The sequence below is a fragment of the Thermaerobacter sp. PB12/4term genome (assembly GCF_003403315.2).
Taxonomy (GTDB): domain Bacteria; phylum Bacillota; class Sulfobacillia; order Thermaerobacterales; family Thermaerobacteraceae; genus Thermaerobacter.
The window spans coordinates 181,225-197,417 of the sequence record NZ_CP048407.1 but is presented as its reverse complement, the minus strand read 5'-3'; the positions used below and the strand labels follow the sequence as shown (position 1 = coordinate 197,417).

The following is a 16,193-nucleotide window of genomic DNA, read 5'->3' as shown; positions in this document are numbered from 1 at the left end:
CTCTCACCTGCCGGCGCGCCCGGCCCGGCCCCGGCGCCGGGCGGCGGGGGATGGGCCGCCCCCGGCGCCGGCGGTGGCCGCCGCCCGCAGGGTGTCCCGGCCGACCGGCTGGCCCAAGCGGCGCGCCTCCAGCTCCAGAATCATGTCGCGCAGGAGGGCCGCCCGCTCGAACTCCAGATCCCGCGCCGCCTCTTCCATCTCCTTGCGCAGCTTCTTGACGATCTCGGGAATCTGGTGGCGGGGCAGGTCGGAGAGCCGCTTCCCCGCCAGGTACTCCGGCGGCCGCTCCGCAGCATGGGTCGCCTCGATCACGTCCCGCACCGCCTTGCGCACCGTCTGGGGCGTGATCCCGTGCCGGCGGTTGTATTCCTCCTGGATCTTGCGCCGCCGGTAGGTCTCCTCGATGGCCTGGCGCATGGAATCGGTGATGGTGTCGGCATACATGATGACCTTGCCTTCCACGTTGCGGGCCGCCCGCCCGATGGTCTGGATCAGGGCGGTGGTCGACCGCAGGTACCCTTCCTTGTCCGCGTCCAGGATGGCCACCAGGGAGACCTCGGGCAGGTCAAGCCCCTCCCGCAGCAGGTTGATGCCCACCAGCACGTCGAACACGCCCAGGCGCAGGTCGCGGATGATCTCCATCCGCTCCAGGGTGTCGACCTCCGAATGGAGGTAGCGGACCTTGATGCCCATCTCCCGCAAGTAGTCCGTCAGGTCTTCGGCCATGCGCTTGGTCAGGGTGGTCACCAGCACCCGGTGGCCGCGTTCGACCCGCTGGCGGATCTCCCCCAGCAGGTCCTCGATCTGCCCCCGGGTGGGACGCACCTCGATCTCGGGGTCCAGAAGGCCTGTAGGCCGGACGATCTGCTCCACGATCACGTCGGAGTGCTCCCGCTCGAAGGGCCCCGGCGTGGCCGAGACGAAGAGCACCTGCCCGACCTTCTCCCAGAACTCCTCGAACTTGAGCGGCCGGTTGTCCCGGGCGGACGGCAACCGGAAGCCGTATTCGATCAGCGAGTCCTTGCGGGACATCTCCCCCTCGTACATGGCCCGCAGCTGGGGGATGGTCACGTGGGATTCGTCGATGATGCACAGAAAGGGCCGGGGGAAGTAATCCAGCAAGGTGTAGGGCGGCTCGCCGGGCGACCGCCCGGTCAGGTGGCGCGAGTAGTTCTCGATGCCGCTGCAGTAGCCCACCTCGCGCAGCATCTCCAGGTCGTACCGGGTGCGCTGCTCCAGGCGCTGGGCCTCAAGCAGCTTGTCCCTGGCCCGCAGCTCCGCCAGCCGCTGTTCCAGCTCCCGCTCGATGGACTCGATGGCCCGCTTGAGCTTCCACTCGTGGGTGACGTAGTGGCTGGCCGGGTAGATCGCCACGTGGTCCCGGTAGGCCAGCACCTCTCCCGTCAGGGCGTCGATCTCCGCCAGCCGGTCGATCTCATCGCCGAAGAGCTCCACCCGGATGGCCCGCTCGGCCATGGACGCCGGGAAGATCTCGATCACGTCGCCCCGCACCCGGAAGGTGCCCCGCTGGAAGTCCACGTCGTTGCGCGCGTACTGGATGTCCACCAGCTTGCGCAGGATCTGTTCCCGGGGCATCTCGTTGCCCACCCGCAGCGACAGCACCAGGTCCCGGTAGTCTTCCGGCGCGCCCAGGCCGTAGATGCAGGAGACACTGGCCACCACGATGACGTCCTTGCGCTCGAACAGGCTGCTGGTGGCCGAGTGGCGCAGCTTGTCGATCTCGTCGTTGATGAGCGCATCCTTCTCGATGTAGGTGTCCGTCTGGGGCACGTAGGCCTCGGGCTGGTAGTAGTCGTAGTAACTGACGAAGTACTCCACCGCGTTATGGGGGAAGAACTGCTTGAACTCCGCGGCCAGCTGGCCCGCCAGGGTCTTGTTGTGGGCGATGACCAGGGTGGGGAGCTGCAGTTGCTCGATGACCCACGCCATGGTGGCCGTCTTCCCTGTGCCCGTGGCGCCCAGCAGGGTCACCACCTGCGCCCCCTCCCGGAAGGCACGGCTGATGGCCTCGATGGCCTTGGGCTGATCCCCCCGGGGCTCGAATTCGGCCACCACCTTGAACGCAGGCATGCTTCCACCTCCCCATCCCCTGCTGCTTGCACGGCAGCACCTGCCCCCGGCCACCCGGGCCTGGTCGCGGGGCCCCTGCAGCCGCCGCAGTGGGCCAGCCGGTGCGCCTTCCAGTGTACCCCTGTTGTCAAGCGCCAAACAAGTGTTTGCCACGGCCCAGGTCGATCAGCGGCGACACCGGATCCCCCGGCGGGGGCACCAGCAGCGCCCCGAAGGGTGCCCCGGGGTCGAAACGCTGCAGCCGACGGGTCAGGCGCCGGTTGCCTCGCTGGATCTCGAGCTCCAGGTCGAAGACCCGCAGCGGCCCCTCCCACAGGTCCATGGACACGGCCCGCAGATCGCTCTCCCTGCGCACCGGCCGCCCGTTGGCCGTGAGGATCACGTCGCCCGCTTGCAAGCCCAGCGCCGCTGCCGGCGACCGCGGCCAGACCCAGAGCACCCGGGCCCCCTGGGCGGGCGGGCCAAAGAGGGGGCGCCCCCACCGCTCGCGGGCAATTCCCAGCTGGATCATTCCTTCGTGCAGGAGCGGCGACGCCAGGACGGCCGGCCACAGCCACCGGGCGTCCCGCTCCGCCAGAGCCGCCATGGCCACCAGGGCGGCGCTGTACAGGACCATCACCAGAGCCGTTTGGCGGGAGCGGGTGCCCGGGGTGGCCGTCAGGGCCAGGTCGGAGTAGCCAAGGCCCGCTACGAGGGGCAGAGCGACCACGATCCAGCCCGCAGCGTTCAACCGCGCAGGATCGGCGGGTCCGACCAGCGGCCACCAGGAGGGCATCTCGATGCCACCGCCCGGCGCCGTCAGGTTGACCAGCACCAGGATGGCCGCCGGCACCGGCCAGAACCGCTGCAGGAGGAACCCGCCCACCACCTCGCCGCGACCGTTGCGCGCCAGGACCGGCGTGGCCCCCTCGGCCCCGTCGACGTATACCAGCACGGCCTCGGCCAGGTGCAACGCCCCCACCAGGGCCACCAGTCCCGGCACATGGACCTGGGGCCACCCCAGCAGCAGGTGGCTGGCCCCGATCAACCCGGTGGCGTAGGCAAAGCAAAGGAAGCGCGGCCGGATGAGCGCCAGCCCCAGCGCCACGGGCCACAGCGGGGTGACGTCCCGGGGCTCGAGCACCACGCCGGCCGCCGTGATCACCAGCCCTCCGATGAATCCGCCCAGCAAGCCCGCCGCGATGGCCGTCAGCACCCGGTGCCACAACGGCACCAGCGGGCGGCCGTAGAGCCGAGCTTCCATCTGCCCGATGCGGGCGTACTGAAAGGCCACCAACCCCAGGACCAGGAGGAAGAGGGGCGCCGTGCCCGGGTTGAGAAGGGCCGCCGGCAGGGTGTCGGCGGCCAGCAGCCGGGCCAGCTCCCCGAGAGGCAATCCCCAGAGCTCGAGAGACCCCTTCATGCGCCGCCGGCGACCATCTGCTCAACCCGCTGGTAGGCTGCCCGGAGCTGCGGGTCGCGGCGCAGGTCGCCCATCCCCTCCAGGTTTTCCAGGTCGAAGGGCACGTGCACGTCGGGCTCGATCCCCTTGCCCATGACGATGGGTCGTTCCTTCGGTGTCAGGTAACGGGCCACGGTCAGCTTGACGCCCGCCCCCTCTTCCCCCCGCCGGCCCAGGCCGGCCCGGCCTTTGCCGTCCAGCGGCCACACCGTCTGCACGGTGCCTTTGCCGAAGGTGTGCTCGCCCACCAGCACCCCGACGCCGTAATCCTGGATGGCACCCGCCAGGATCTCCGAGGCACTGGCGCTGCCCTGGTTGACCAGGACCGCCAGCGGCAGGCCCAGGGCCCCGGCGTCGGAAGAGTGGGTCTCCCGGCCGCGATGGCGGTACTCGATGTGGACGATGGGCCCCCGGGGCAGGAGCCGGTCCGCGATGCGCACCACCGCCTGGAGCTCGCCCCCGGGGTTGTTGCGCAGGTCCAGGATGAGACCCTGCATGCCCTGCCGGCGCAGCTCGTCCAGCGCTGCATCGAAGTCGTCGGGGGTATCGGGCAGGAACTGGGTCAGGTGGATGTAGCCGATCTTCCCGTCCAGCATGTGGGCCTGGACCGACGGCACGTCGATGTTGCGGCGCGTCAGGACGAACTTCAGCGGCTTGTCATAGCCCTCCCGCAGCACCTCCAGGGTGACCTGGGTTCCCTCGGGCCCGCGGATGCGCCGGGCCACCGCCTCCACGCTCTCCCCGGTGACGTCCTGCCCGTCGACGCTGATGATCACGTCCCCCGGCCGCAGGCCCACGGGATCGTCCGGTCCCGCTCCCTCGAAGGGCGTGGTGGCTCCCGGCGAGCCTTCGAAGGGGGTCTGGACGACCACGCCACCATCCTTCCCCTCCGACACCACCACGCCGATCCCGCTGTAGTGGCCCGATACGTCGATCTGGAACTCGCGAAACTCCTGCGGATCGAAATAGGCGGAGAAGGGATCCCCCGTGGCCTCGACCACCCCCCGGGTGGCTCCTTCCAGCAGCTGGTCCACAGGCAGCGGGTCGACGTACTGGTTCCTCACCAGTTGAAACACCGTGAGGAACCGGTCGAAGTTGGGCGAGCGCACCAGCTCGTCCAGCAGCTGCTGCTTTTCGGCATCGGTGAGGGCCACGCTCTGGGGGAAGAGGCGGAGCCAGAAGCCTTCCACCCGGTCGGAGACGGCCAGGGTCACCACCGCCGTCAGGACGACCAGGATCAGCGCGCCGGCCAGCGCCTGGCGCAAGGTCAAGACCGGGCGGTCCCCCTCCCGCCCGGCCGGTCCGGTGTCGAAGGAATGGCCGAAGGACGTCATCGTGGTTCCGATCCTCCCAGCCGGTGCGAGGCTCGTGCCTCCACCAGCCTATGCCCCCGGCCGTTCCGCCCGCACTGTCGAGGGACGGAGAGCGAAGCCCCCGGATGCGTACCCGAAGGCCTCGCCGGCAGGGCCAGGGCCGGCGGGGTCACGCCAGCAGGGCCATCTCGATTCACTCAATTCAGGATAGCACATCGCCCGACGGCCCCACCGGCAGGCCCGGGCCGGGGCCGGCAACCGGCTGGTGCGGGACAGCGGGTCAGGGGGCGGCTCCGGGGCGGCGGGGCCGGGGTGGCGGGGCGGTTGCCGGGTCAGGGCCACCAGGCGCGGGGGGCGGCCCCGGGTGCAGGAACGGCGGCGCTGGGGCCGGCCGCCGGCCGAACCGGCGGGCGCGGTGGCCGGCCCCGGCGGTTCTTCGGGTTCGCAGCCGGTGAAGGTACAGGTCCGGCCTCCCTCAAGGACAAGCGGGCCGGGTTCCCGCGGAAGAACCCGGCGATGAACCCGGCTCCGGCTTTCCGGCCCTGCTCCGTCAAATCCGGCGGCTCGGGGGGCTCCGGCGGCCCCACCGGCAGCTTGGCGCCACCCACCGCCGTACACCGATGTCACCGTACCGCACCGTCAGCGCAGGCCCACCCGTCCATGCCGCGACATCAACGCAGGTACGGCATGGGGTTGACGGGCTGGCCGTTGACCCGAACCTCAAAATGGAGGTGGGTTCCGGTGGACGCACCCGTGGTGCCCATCAGCCCGATGACCTGCCCCCGCCGCACCACCTGGCCCGGCTCCACGTAGCGGCGGCTCAGATGGCCGTACAGGGTGGAGTACGTCTCGTCGTGGGCGATGATGATGGTGTTACCGTAACCCGGCATGTAGCGCGAGGCCACCACGACGCCGTCGTCGGCCGCCACGATCTCATCCCAGGTGCTGGGATTCGGGTCCGGCGGCCCCTGGCCGTCGATGTCAATCCCCGTGTGGGGCCGCACCGTCCCGTAGATGGGATGGCGGCGGGCCGGGTTGAACCCGGAGGTGATGGTGTACTCGCCGGGAACCGGCCACAGGAAGCGACCCCCGCTCCGGGGCGCCCGGTTGCGGTTGAGCGCCTCCAGCTGGCGCTTCAGATCCGCCTGCAGGTTCTTCAGCAGCCTTTCCACTTCTTTGGAGTCGGCCTCCAGGGCCTCCAGGTGCTCTTCCATGCGCCGCCGCTGTTCCGCCAGCCGGGCCAGCTCGTCCTTGTGGCTGGCAACGGTGGCGTTGAGCTGCTTTTGCTGCCGCTCAACCTCGGCCTTGAGCGCCACCAGCTTCTGGCGCTCGGCGTCCAGCTCCTTTTTCTCGGCCACCAGGCGCTCCCGCTCCGCCTGCACCTGGGCCATCACGTCCAGGTCGTGGCGCAGGATCTGGCTCAAGAGGTCGAGGCGGGTCAAGAAGTCGGAGAAACTGTTGGCCTCGAAGAGAACCTCCAGCACGCCCACGGTGCCGTTCTCTTGAATCGCCCGAATCCGCCGGGCCACGTAATCTTCCCGTTGCTCCAGCTGGCGGGTGGCCTCGTCGATCTCCTGCTGCTTCGCTTCCACCCGGGCCTCGGCCTCGCGCACCTTCCCCGTCAGCTCGGCCAGCTTCACCCGGGTTTCACGGATCTGGGCCTCCAGAATCCGCACCCGCTCGGCGATGGAGGCCTCATCCTGCTTGAGCGCCTTCAGCTTGCGCTGGGCTTCCGCCTGGCGCTGCTCCAGCTGGCGCAGGGTCTCGTTGGCATCGTTGATCTTCTGGCGCAGCTCGCTGATGGAGCTGGCCGCCCGTACCGGAGCCGGCGCCGGTCCCGCCACCCCGGACAGCACCCCCGCCGCGAGGGCGGCCGCCACCAGCACCGTGACGGCCCGCGCCCCCCGGCGCCGCACCGCCCTCCGGTTGCGGCCCGGCCGGCCCGGAGCCTCCCCTGTCCTGACCCCCGTCCCTTCGCCCCCAGCGTCACGGGCCGGGGACGACCCGGCGTTGGGAACCAGGAGCGGCCTTCCCACCGCACCTCCGTCGACCGGCGCCCCCTCGCCGCGGCACCCGTCGACGGCGCCCGTCCCCGGCGAGCAGCTCTTCGTGCCCGCCCGCCCCAGGAGCTTGCGGACACCCCCGGGCTGCACGTTTCCGGCCCAGGGCTCGTCCTCCCCCCAGCGAGCAAACCACGGCCCTCGCCGCCACGCCATGCGCAATGCCCTCCCCGGATGAACCCCGGCCGTGGGGAACCCGCGCGGCCGCCCGCCCGGGGTGCCCACCCCCGGAGCGGCCGCGCCCGCGGCCGGTTCGTCCCCTCTGAAGAATGGATACAACGGACTCGACTTGCCGGACTCGCCGTGACGCAGGAGCGATGGACGCGATCTAGGCCGGGCTGCCCGGCCGGGCACCGGGCCCGGTCGCACCTGGCCCGACCGTCGCCTCCACCTGCGGCCGGCCCCCTCGGCCGGAGCCCTTCGGGCTAGGCCAAGGCGTGCCCCGGCTTAGACCCGCAGGTGCCGGCGCAGGGACAAGGAGCTGCCCAGGGCCCCCAGGAGGGCACCGCCCAGAACCACCACCTGCGCCACCTGCGGCAGCAGCGGCTCCCGCGGGACCAGGGGGATGAAGGGCATCGCCCGGGTCACCTCGACCAGCAGCCGGTCATATCCCCACCAGGCCAGAGCGGCCGCCGCCCCTGCCCCGGCCAGCCCCAGTAGGATGCCTTCGATGATCAGGGGCCAGCGAATGAACCAGTCGGTGGCACCGACCAGCTTCATGATCTGGATCTCCCGCCGGCGGGCGTACACCGTCAGCCGGATGGTGTTGGAGATGAGGAACAGGGTGGTGACCGCCAGCAAGCCCACCAGTACGGCGGAACCCGTCCGCACCGCGTCACCGACGCGGCGGATGCGATCCGCCAGGTCGCGGCGGTACTTGACGTCTTCCACCCCAGCCGACTGCCGCAGCGCCGCGGCCACCTTCTCGCCATAGCGCGGATCCGCCAGGCGGACTTCAATGGAGTCGCGCAGCGGGTTCTCCTGCTCCACGCCCTCCAGCAGGTCGGCGCGGTCGCCGAACATCGCCTTCAGGTCCTGCAAGGCTTCTTCCCGGGTGACGAACCGTGTGGCGGCCACGCCCTCCATGCCGGCGATGCGCTGCTCGAGCGCCCGGCCCTCGGCGCGGCCGGTACCCGGCGCCAGGAAGGCCACCACCGCGACCTGCGACTCGACGTAGGCCGCCAGGTGGCGGACGTTGGCCGCCACCACCAGCAGCAGGCTCAGCACCACCAGGGAAACGAACACGGTGGATGCCGACGCAAAGCTCATGAACCCGTTGCGCCGGATCCCCGTCAACGCCTCGCGCAGGAAGTACCCGAGCGTCTCAAATCGCACGCTCGTACACCCCCTGGGTCTGATCGGCAATGACGCGGCCGGCTTCAACCCGCACCACGCGGCGCTTGAGGGCGTTCACGATGTTGTGGGCATGGGTCGCCACCACCACCGTGGTCCCGCGCCGGTTGATCTCCACCAGAAGCTCCATGATGCCCCACGCCGTCTCGGGATCCAGGTTGCCCGTCGGCTCATCGGCGAGCAGGATCTTGGGGTGGTTGACCACAGCCCGGGCCACCGCCACCCGCTGCTGCTCGCCGCCCGACAGTTCCGACGGCAGGGCACCGGCCTTGTCCCGCAAGCCCACCAGCTCCAGGACCTCGGGCACCCGGCGCCGGATCTGGCGCTGGGTGTGCCCCGTGACGAACATGGCAAAGGCCACGTTTTCGTAGGCCGTGCGGTTGGGCAGCAGCTTGAAGTCCTGGAAAACCACGCCCATCTGGCGCCGCAGGTACGGCACGTCCCGGCGGCGCATCCGCCCCACGTTGAGGCCGTCCACCAGCACGATGCCCCGGGTGGGAACCTCCTCGCGATAGATCAGGCGAACCAGGGTCGACTTGCCCGCCCCCGAGGGCCCCACCAGGAACACGAACTCGCCGCGTTCGATGTGCAGGCTGACATCCTGAAGCGCCGTGACGCCATTAGGGTAGACCTTGCTGACATTGATGAACTCGATCACGGGGGGTGCCACCTCTCGACAATTCCCGCGCCCGGCGTACTTCGACCTTACGGGGTCAAACCCTCCCCGCTGATGGGTGGAATTCGCCACCATGGCCGAAAATCGGTATCCCCTGCGCCCTGCGGAGACGCAAAAAGGGGAGGCCGGCGGTGGACCTCCCGTACAGTTATCGTATGGCGCCGCCCGGAGTTGACCTCGGGCAGCGGCTCGCCTCCAGAGGCCGGCTCGCTTGTGGAAATGGACCGCCACAGGACCGGCACCCCCGGGGGGCCGGGAGCCTGCTACTCGCCCTGGCCCCGGGTGGCCGCCGCATCCCGGACCTGGCCCGGCCCGTCCCCGCTGCGTGCCCCCAGCTTGCCGCTCCGCGCTGCCTCCCACTTCAGGTACGCGTTGATGAACACGTCCAGCTGGCCGTCCATCACCGCTTGGACGTTGCCGACTTCCACCCCGGTGCGGTGGTCCTTGACCAGGGTGTAGGGCTGGAAAACGTAGGATCGGATCTGGTTGCCCCAGGCGATCTCGCCCACGTCACCCCGCAGGGCTGCGATCTCCTTCAGGCGCTGTTCCTCGTAGTAGCGGGCCAGGCGGGCCTTGAGGATCTTCATGGCCGTCTCCCGGTTGGAGTGCTGGGAGCGCTCGTTCTGGCACGTCGCCACGATCCCCGTAGGCAGGTGCACGATGCGCACCGCCGACTCGGTCTTGTTGACGTGCTGGCCCCCGTGGCCTCCCGCCCGGAAGACGTCGATGCGCAGGTCCTCCGGCCGGATCTCGATCTCGGGGCTGTCCCCCAGATCGGGCAGGACGTCCACCGAAGCGAAGGAGGTATGGCGCCGCCCCGCGGCGTCAAAGGGCGAGATGCGCACCAGCCGGTGCACCCCGTGCTCGCTGCGCAGGTATCCGTAGGCATTAGGCCCGCGGACGGCAAAGGTGACGCTCTTGATGCCCGCCTCCTCGCCCTCCAGCAGGTCCAGGACCTCCACCTGGTAGCCCCGGTCTTCCGCCCAGCGGGTATACATCCGCCAGAGCATCTGGGCCCAGTCCTGGGACTCGGTCCCGCCGGCACCGGGGTGCAGGGAGACGATGGCGTCGTACCCGTCGTACGGCCCCGTCAGCAGCAGCTCCAGCTCCAGCTGCCGCAGGCCCTCCTCCACTTGCGCGATGCCTTCTTCCAGCTCCGGGATGACCGAGACGTCGGCCTCCTCCGCTGCCAGTTCGGCCAGCACCTGCAGGTCCTCCAGCTTGCGGTCCAGGGCCTCGTAGCGCTCCACGGGCCCCTTGAGGACCTTCAGCTGCCGGACCTGGTGCTGGGCCCGCTCCGGATCATCCCAGAAACCGGGTTCGGTCATGGCTTGCTCGATGCGCTCGATCTCCCGCCGCTTCCCGGCGAGGTCAAAGATCATCCCTCAATTCGTCGAGCCGCGGGCGCAGGGCCCGAATGCGGCGCAGCACCTCATCCCACATGCTCTCATCCTCCCCTGATGCCGTTGCACCTGCCCTTGCAGCTTCCGCTCGCGCCGGCGGGCGCAGCCGGAGCCGGCCATCAGGCCGTCCGGCCACAACATTTCTTATACTTCTTCCCGCTCCCGCAAGGGCAAGGGTCGTTTCGCCCCACCTTTTGCACCCGCACCGGCTCCCGCGGGCCCTGGGCCGGCGAGGCCGCGGCGCCCATGGAACCGGCACCGGCCCTGGCAGGGGCCAAGCCATGGCTGCCCTCCTGCTCTCCGCCGGCACCCGCCGCCAGGGCGAAGACCGGTACCCGCCCGCTCTCCTCCCGGGCACCCACGGCCACTCGCCGGCGCTGGGGCTCGGCCTGGCCCGGCCGGACCTCCATGTGCATCAGGATGCGGATCACGTCTTCCTTGATGCTTTCGATCATCTGCTGGAACATCTCGAAGGCCTCGAACTTGTACTCCAGCAGCGGGTCCCGCTGGCCGTAGGCCCGGAGGCCAATGCCGTCCCGCAAATCGTCCATGGCCGCCAGGTGGTCGACCCACTTCTGGTCCACCACCCGGAGCAGCACGACCCGCTCCAGCTCGCGCATCATTGCGCTGCCGATGGCCTTCTCCTTCTCCTCATAGATCCGGAGGAACGCGGCCTTGATCTCCTGGGCCAGCGCATCGCGGCCCAGGTCGGCCAGTTCCTCCGCCTTGAGGGTGCCGGCCGGCAGATAGTTGCCCTCCAGGTACTCCACAAGCCCTTCCAGGTTCCACTCTTCGGGGTGGGCGTGCTCGTTGCAGTAATTGTCCAGGGCATGTTGGATGATGTCGTCCATCATGCCCAGGATGTGCTCGTGCACGTCCTCGCCGCTCAGCACCTTCCGCCGTTCGGCGTAGATCACCTCGCGCTGCTTGTTCATCACGTCGTCGTACTCGAGCACCTGCTTGCGCAGGGTGAAGTTGCGATGCTCCACCTTGCGCTGGGCGTTCTCGATGGCGCGGGTGATCAGGGGATGCTCGATGGGCTCGTCTTCTTCCACACCCAGGCGGTCCATGATGCTCCGGATGCTGTCCGAGCCAAACAGCCGCATCAGGTCGTCTTCCAGGGACAGGTAGAACCGGGACGAGCCGGGGTCTCCCTGGCGCCCGGCGCGGCCCCGCAGCTGGTTGTCGATGCGCCGGGACTCGTGCCGCTCGGTCCCAATGATGTGCAGGCCGCCGAGTTCGACCACCCGCTGATGCTCCGCTTCGGTCTCGCGCTTGGCCTCTTCCAGAAGGCGCAGGTAATCCCGGCGGGCCTCGGCCAGTTCCGGGTCGTCGGGGTCCAGCTGTCCGGAGACGGCAGTGATCACTTCGGGCTCATAGCCCAGCTTCCGCATGTGCTGGCGCGCCAGGAACTCGGGATTGCCGCCGAGCAGGATGTCGGTGCCGCGCCCGGCCATGTTGGTGGCAATGGTCACCGCGCCCACGCGGCCGGCCTGGGCGATGATCTCCGCTTCCCGTTCGTGGTACTTGGCGTTCAACACCTGGTGCGGGATGCCGCGGCGCTTGAGCATCTCGCTGAGGCGCTCGGACTTTTCGATGGAGATGGTGCCGACCAGCACCGGCTGGCCGCGCCGGTGGCACTCCGCGATTTCCTCCACCACGGCCCGGAACTTGGCCGCCTCGGTCTTGTAGATCACGTCGGGCAGGTCCCGCCGGATCATGGGCTTGTTCGTCGGGATCACCACGACGTCCAGGCCGTAGATCTTGGAGAACTCCTCTTCCTCCGTGGCCGCCGTGCCGGTCATCCCGGCCAGCTTCTCGTACATGCGGAAGTAGTTCTGGAAGGTGATGGTGGCCAGGGTCTGGGACTCGCGCTCGATCTTGAGGTTCTCCTTGGCCTCGATGGCCTGGTGCAGCCCGTCGGAGTAGCGGCGGCCGAACATCAGGCGGCCGGTGAACTCGTCGACGATGATCACCTGGCCGTCCTTCACCACGTAGTCGACGTCGCGCCGCATCAGTTCCTTGGCCTTCAGGGCGTTGATCAGGTAATGGGCGTAGTCCACGGGGTTGTCGGGCGCGTAGAGGTTCTCGACGCCCAGCATCTGCTCGACCCGGTGGACGCCCTCCTCCGTCGGTGCGACGGTGCGCGCCTTCTCGTCGACGGTGTAATCCCGGTCCCGTTCCAGCTTGCGGGCGATCTGGGCGAACTGGTAGTAGAGCTCGGTGGGCTTGTCGGCCATGCCGCTGATGATGAGCGGCGTGCGCGCCTCGTCGATCAGGATGCTATCCACCTCGTCGACGATGGCGTAATACAGCTCGCGCTGCACGATCTGGTCGGGGTACAGTGCCATGTTGTCCCGCAGGTAGTCGAAGCCGAACTCGTTGTTGGTGCCATAGGTGATGTCGGCCGCATAGGCCCGGCGGCGCTCGTCAAAGCTCAGCCCGTGGACGATGACACCCACCGTCAGGCCCAGGAAGCGGTAGATCCGGCCCATCCACTCGGCGTCGCGCCGCGCCAGGTAGTCGTTCACGGTGACGATGTGGACGCCGCGTCCCAGCAGGGCGTTCAGGTAGGCCGGCATGGTCGCCACCAGAGTCTTGCCTTCGCCGGTCTTCATCTCGGCGACCTTGCCTTCGTGGAGGACAATGCCGCCCATCAGCTGCACATCAAAGGGCCGCATCCCCAGCGTGCGCCGGGCCGCTTCCCGGACGACGGCAAAAGCCTCGGGCAAAAGATCGTCCAGCGTTTCCCCGGCGGCCAGGCGCTGGCGGAACTCGCCGGTCTTGCCGCGCAGCTCGGCGTCGGTGAGACGCACCATCTCCGGCTCGAGGGCGTTGATCCGCTCGACCTCTCGCGACAGGCGCCGGATCTCCCGCTCGTTGTAGTTGAACAGGTTGCGCAACAGCCCCAGCATGGCGTTCTCATCTCCTGAAGAAAAAACCGGCGTCTGGAGTCGCGCCGGCACGGTCGAATCGGCACCAGGCCGCCGACCGCTGGTTGGACGCTCCACCCGCCGCTAGCTTCTCACGCCGCGTAATCCGGCCCGCGCCCATATCATCCGGTCCAAGCCGTCTGGTCCGGTCCACCGGCATGCGGGGGCACCCGGCCGCACCGTACAACGAGCCGGATCCAGTTCGGGTTGTAGTATCCTCTTCAGCCCTTATCCGCCTTTTGGCCTTGTTGGCCTCCTCGCCATTGGCCGCCTGCAGCCCGAACGGATGCCGGGCTTCACGGCTCAAGCCAATTGCCCGGCGCCATGGCGCGCGACCCAGTGTGCGGGGGCGCCGTCATGCCCGGCCGCGGGTCCGGCTGCCCCCCGAAGGGCCGGCTGGACCCGGTTGGCGCGGCCCGCCCGTCGACCTGTACGTCCTAGTTATTCTACCACGTGACTGGGGCCCCTCCACGCCCGAAAAGCACCCGAAGCTTGTTCGGCCAGCGGCTTGTCCGGCCCCCGTCATAGGGAACCAAACCGGTCCAGTGCCCGCTCCGCCGGGCCTGTGGCCGCGTCAAGGCGGCCCGACTCGTCAGCAGCCGTGCTGGCCCGCTTCCCCATGGCCGCCAGTATGAGCCACATCAGGCCGATTGCCAGCACTACATCACCCGCACTTGCGACGGAGGGGAAGGGGAAGGGTCGAGGCAAGGGGATGATGTCCGCCAGCCAGGGAAACCGCGTCTCCGGTCCGAGCAGCTGGTGGGTGAGGCTGTCCTCCATGCGCAGAAGGGTGAGGGCCGTAGCCCGGTCCGCCCCGCCGGCGGCAACCCGAACCGCCCACTCACTGACCGGCATCCGCCCACCGTTGGCCATGATCACCAGGGCATTGGCGACGGTCCCCGCAATTAAGAGCGCCGCCCCTGGTAGGTGGCGATTGGCTACGGCAAGCAAGGCAAGCATCCCATAGGCGACCGCTTGCAACTCGGGAGCCCAGGACTTTAATATGCCAGATTCGGCCGCTCCAGCGTGTAGTAGGGTGGCACGTATCAGAAAGGGAACAGGGAGCAACACCGCCCACCGCAAGGGCAGATGCGCTACCCTTTCCAGCGAACCCCCTCGTAACCATCCAATGCACAGTGCTGATACAAGTGTTACGAGGAACACCGTGTACCTCCGATTTCGCTTGCCGGTATACCTCACAGGTATACGTCACATCTCAGGGTATTCGGGCCGCTCCTGAAACTCCTCGGCAGCAACTGCCGCCTCATCAGCAGCGGGAAGCTCCTGAATAATAGGCATCGGAGGCCGAAGTCCGTAAATTGAAGCGAGGTATTCAACAAACCGCAGTTCCGGAGGGCGTGTCAGTTCGGCCACACGCTCAGGTGTTTCAATGAGCTTGAGCAATATAGATACGACTTCCGGATCAAAATGGCTTCCCGAACATCTTTTGAGCTCATCAATTACTTCGGGAAGGGGACGCCCAGCCTTGTATGGCCTGTCATACAACATTGCATCGAAAGCATCAGCTACCGCAATAATTCTTGCACCAAGCGGAATATCAGCCCCCTTAAGCCCATCCGGATAACCTGTGCCATCAAACTTTTCGTGGTGATGACGAATCCAACGCGCAACCACTTCTAAGGAATCTACACCACTTACAATACGCGCACCAATCACAGGATGCTTTTTCATCTCTTCGTATTCTTCTTGAGTGTAGCGACCAGGCTTATTTAAGATTTCATCGCGAACACCAATCTTGCCAATATCATGGAGGATACCCGCATATTGCAACAGTTCGAGCTGCTTGTCAGGCAAGTTTAGAGCCTTTCCTATCTCAACTGATAAACGCGCCACACGATCCGCGTGCCCGTATGTATAACGATCCTTGGCCTCTAACGCTAAAGCAAGAGCTCTAATGGTGCTTAGAAACATATGGTGGACATCAAGGTACCGCTGAAATGAAAACCTCGCGACAGCCAAAGGCAATAGAAAAAGCAAAACACCAAACAGACCAACGCGCTCTTGAATAGCAGCAATAAGATATGCCAAAGGCATTAGCGCAACATAGTTTGCTACTCCATTCACGCGCAACTGATTTAGGACACGATTAATGCTTACCCTCTTATAACGCCAAACATATAACCCAAAAAGTAATACGTTAACCGAAAAGTACGCCATGCCAGCGACAAAAAATCCGACGACAGAACGAAGTGCCGTGATTTGGTCATCAATAGAAACGGCGTGATACACATAGCCACTCACCCAGGCAGATAAGCCCAGCTGAAAGCGATTAAACAATATACCCCTAATGGAAACTTGGCCAGAAAAATCGAGTGGACGAATAGTGCCTAATGTAGCGATTAAAGTACCCCAGATGGGACCCTCAGATAATATTGCAGCAAAAATCGTCACAAAGCTAAGTGATATCGAACCAGATAATGGCGGGACAGGGATTGGGAAGGCTTCCGCGAGAAGAGTAAACACAAATAGAACAAGAATACGCCACATACTGTCGGGGGAATACTGTGCTGCCAGAGTAAGAACGAGCCCCCCATAATCAGGAGGTATAAGGCATAAAGCTTGACCGTGCGCGGACGTGGCAAGAGCATTAAGAACCCTCTCCATAAAAAAGCGGTTACTGTGACCGGTTAGCCTTCAGAAGCTAACCTGGTAGCTCGAACCGGCAGCCAGAACCAGGGTCGCCAGAAGAAGCAGAACCTTGATCACGCGGGCCATGAAGAATCACTCCGCTCGATCTGCCCCCGCGGCGATCACTCGACCGCCGGGAAGCGAGCTCCGCTCATGGCCACGCTGCGTAAAACCCGGCCACAGTAACCGAAACCTGTTGTCAAAACTTCGTATCGACAATGATCGCAGCGGCACGGTGGATTCGCCCAGGAAGTCCGTGTCCTAACAGGGGCCG

Annotated in this window: 10 protein-coding genes; all 10 read right to left on the bottom strand. The window is 66.9% G+C overall.

The window, feature by feature from the left end:
* Positions 1–3: 3 nt before the first annotated feature.
* The 10 genes from uvrB to DYI95_RS00815 all read right to left on the bottom strand — a co-directional run bounded on the left by uvrB (position 4) and on the right by DYI95_RS00815 (position 15,895).
* Positions 4–2,091 carry an excinuclease ABC subunit UvrB gene (uvrB, locus tag DYI95_RS00860; protein ID WP_116901253.1) on the bottom strand — a complete coding sequence of 696 codons (2,088 nt, stop codon included), beginning with the start codon at positions 2,089–2,091 and terminating at the stop codon, positions 4–6.
* A gap of 127 nt (positions 2,092–2,218) precedes the next feature.
* Positions 2,219–3,493, bottom strand: coding sequence for a PDZ domain-containing protein (locus tag DYI95_RS00855; RefSeq protein WP_116901254.1), 1,275 nt, complete (start codon positions 3,491–3,493; stop codon positions 2,219–2,221).
* Positions 3,490–4,866 (bottom strand): S41 family peptidase, encoded by a 1,377-nt coding sequence (locus tag DYI95_RS00850; RefSeq protein ID WP_116901255.1) that lies wholly within the window; start codon positions 4,864–4,866, stop codon positions 3,490–3,492. Before DYI95_RS00850 ends, DYI95_RS00855 begins: the two co-directional genes overlap by 4 nt.
* Positions 4,867–5,516: 650 nt before the next feature.
* Entirely contained in the window at positions 5,517–7,061 is a 1,545-nt protein-coding gene (locus DYI95_RS00845) for a murein hydrolase activator EnvC (RefSeq protein ID WP_116901256.1), read from the bottom strand.
* 291 nt (positions 7,062–7,352) lie between these two features.
* Positions 7,353–8,240: a permease-like cell division protein FtsX gene (gene ftsX, locus DYI95_RS00840; RefSeq protein ID WP_116901257.1), complete on the bottom strand. Its 888-nt coding sequence runs from the start codon at positions 8,238–8,240 to the stop codon at positions 7,353–7,355.
* The gene (ftsE, locus tag DYI95_RS00835) at positions 8,230–8,916 is read right to left on the bottom strand and encodes a cell division ATP-binding protein FtsE (RefSeq protein WP_006904648.1); all 687 of its coding nucleotides are present in this window, start codon (positions 8,914–8,916) and stop codon (positions 8,230–8,232) included. The genes ftsX and ftsE overlap by 11 nt, the downstream gene beginning before the upstream one ends.
* Before the next feature lie 281 nt (positions 8,917–9,197).
* Positions 9,198–10,377 (bottom strand): peptide chain release factor 2 gene (gene prfB, locus DYI95_RS00830; RefSeq protein ID WP_116901258.1). Its coding sequence is split into 2 segments (ribosomal slippage): positions 9,198–10,307 and positions 10,309–10,377, totalling 1,179 coding nucleotides; the frame shifts between segments, so codons are not numbered across the junction.
* A 79-nt stretch (positions 10,378–10,456) separates the two neighbouring features.
* Positions 10,457–13,252 (bottom strand): preprotein translocase subunit SecA, encoded by a 2,796-nt coding sequence (gene secA, locus DYI95_RS00825; protein WP_116901259.1) that lies wholly within the window; start codon positions 13,250–13,252, stop codon positions 10,457–10,459.
* A gap of 540 nt (positions 13,253–13,792) precedes the next feature.
* A complete protein-coding gene (locus tag DYI95_RS00820) occupies positions 13,793–14,434 on the bottom strand; it encodes a DUF5317 domain-containing protein (protein WP_116901260.1) in 642 nt (213 codons plus the stop codon).
* Positions 14,435–14,479: 45 nt separating this feature from the next.
* A complete protein-coding gene (locus DYI95_RS00815; protein WP_243149782.1) occupies positions 14,480–15,895 on the bottom strand; it encodes an HD domain-containing phosphohydrolase in 1,416 nt (471 codons plus the stop codon).
* Positions 15,896–16,193: the final 298 nt, after the last annotated feature.

Coding starts and splice junctions, on each gene's coding strand:
- uvrB (WP_116901253.1), bottom strand. CDS start 2,091: ATGCCTGCGTTCAAGGTGGTGGCCGAATTCGAGCCCCGGGGGGATCAG.
- DYI95_RS00855 (WP_116901254.1), bottom strand. CDS start 3,493: ATGAAGGGGTCTCTCGAGCTCTGGGGATTGCCTCTCGGGGAGCTGGCC.
- DYI95_RS00850 (WP_116901255.1), bottom strand. CDS start 4,866: ATGACGTCCTTCGGCCATTCCTTCGACACCGGACCGGCCGGGCGGGAG.
- DYI95_RS00845 (WP_116901256.1), bottom strand. CDS start 7,061: ATGGCGTGGCGGCGAGGGCCGTGGTTTGCTCGCTGGGGGGAGGACGAG.
- secA (WP_116901259.1), bottom strand. CDS start 13,252: ATGCTGGGGCTGTTGCGCAACCTGTTCAACTACAACGAGCGGGAGATC.
- DYI95_RS00815 (WP_243149782.1), bottom strand. CDS start 15,895: ATGGAGAGGGTTCTTAATGCTCTTGCCACGTCCGCGCACGGTCAAGCT.